We start from the raw sequence: 1,903 nt of genomic DNA, 5'->3' as shown, positions 1-1,903 counted from the left end.
CTCCGTGTCTCCGTGTCTCCGTGACTCCGTGTCTCCGTGTCTCCGTGACTCCGTGACTCCGTGACGCTGTGACGCTGTGACGAGGTCAGCCTTGCCGGAACAATCTGTACCGCACGACCGAGCGGCCCTCATGCCCATGCTTCAGGACCTCGATCATTTCCGGGACCGGAACTTGCAATTCGGAACCGATGAGCCACTCCACCAAACGACAGGCTACCATCGAATCTCGCCTCTGGAAGAGCCGTTCCCGACGGGCGTTCTTTCACCATGCCCTGTGGCTCGGCAGCTGTCTGTCAAGCCTTCTTCTCGCGGCCTGCAACCCACAAGACACCATGGATGAATCCGCACTGGAAAGTCCGATACACCTGAGTCAGGTTGCCGATGGCTGGGCACAAAATGCCGTCAATGCAGTGATCTTCCGCAAGAATTCCCTGGTGACACAGGAGCAGCAACAGTACATCGCGTTCTACTCAGGCAGTGGTGAAGTCATGCTCGGAAGGCGAACCCTGGGTACGGACGACTGGGAAATCAGCGCCAGCGGCTACAGCGGACGTCCCGAGGATGCGCACAACAGTATCAGCATCATGCTTGACGGTGCGGGCTATCTGCACATGGCCTGGGATCACCATGTCGATTCCCTGCGCTATGTCAGAAGCACCTCACCGGGCAGTCTGCAGTTGGGCCCCATGTCCACGATGACCGGACAGGATGAACAGGCCGTGACCTACCCTGAATTCCATCGGCTCCCATCCGGCGATCTCTTGTTCGCCTATCGCGATGGTCGATCCGGACAGGGCCGAATGATCCTGAACCGATACGATCAACAGAGCATGCAATGGACACGTTTGCAGGACAATCTGCTCGACGGACAAGGTGAACGCAACGCCTACTGGCAGATGCACGTGGACGCAAGCGGCTCCATCCATCTGTCCTGGGTCTGGCGGGAATCCTCCGACGTTGCCACCAATCACGACATGCACTACGCAAGATCCGATGACGGAGGGGTGAACTGGGTTGATTCGAGCGATCAGGTTTACCAGTTGCCGATCAGCCAGGACAATGCCGAGATCATCTGGTCCATTGCCGAAGGCAGCAACCTCATCAACCAGACATCCATGACCACCGATCAATCGGGTACGCCTTATATTGCGACCTATTTTCGCTCATCGGCAGACGCTGCCACACAAGTGCAGATGCTGTATGCCGAGACCCGGGGTTCAAGCAATACCGGTAAACGACGCTGGTTCAGACAGGAAGTCAGCAAACGACAAGGCGATTTCTCACTCTCCGGCGGTGGCTCCAAGAGCCTGCCCATCAGTCGACCACAGATTCTGGCGCAGAATGACGGAGATGAGCAATGGTTGCACCTGATCTACCGGGATTCCGAATTCGGTGATCGTGCCATCCTCGCCAGCAGCAATCTGACGCGCAACACGAACTGGCATTACACGGCAATCACGAGCGACTCACTGAATCGCTGGGAACCCAGCTTCGACACCGAATTGTGGCGCACTCACTCATTGCTGCACCTGTATGTGCAAGCCGTTGGGCAGATAGATGGAGAAGGTCTTGATGAGAGTCTCTTGCCTTCCAGCGTACAGGTACTTGAACTGCAACTGCCTCTGATCACGCAACTGCCCTGAAGGCGGTTTCGTTCCACCCGGTTGAACCACTCCCTTTCCTGCTCGGACTGCAAGCCCGGGACTCGCTCGAAGCGACTCGAAGCGACTCGAAGCGACTCGAAGCGGCTGTGTGGCTGTGTGGCTGTGTGGCTGTGTGGCTGTGCGGCTGTGCGGCTGTGCGGCTGTGCGGCTGTGGGATTGCGGGATTGCGGGATTGCGGGATTGCGGGATTGCGGGATTGCGGGATTGCGGGATTGCGGGATTGCGGGATTGCGGGATTG

1 protein-coding gene is annotated in these 1,903 nt (G+C 57.8%); it reads left to right on the top strand.

What is annotated here, in order from left to right; all coding sequences use genetic code 11:
- Positions 1 to 188: 188 nt before the first annotated feature.
- Positions 189 to 1,643, top strand: coding sequence for a BNR repeat-containing protein (locus tag ACUNV4_RS05105; protein WP_430877430.1), 1,455 nt, complete (start codon positions 189 to 191; stop codon positions 1,641 to 1,643).
- The last annotated feature ends 260 nt before the right edge of the window (positions 1,644 to 1,903 follow it).

The sequence above is a fragment of the Granulosicoccus sp. 3-233 genome (genome assembly GCF_052681095.1).
The sequence above is the reverse complement of the archived record's forward strand: the minus strand, read 5'-3'. Positions and strand labels throughout refer to the sequence as shown.

What these genes read in the sequence shown, in the direction of transcription:
- ACUNV4_RS05105 (WP_430877430.1), top strand. Translation starts at nt 189, where the DNA reads ATGAGCCACTCCACCAAACGACAGGCTACCATCGAATCTCGCCTCTGG.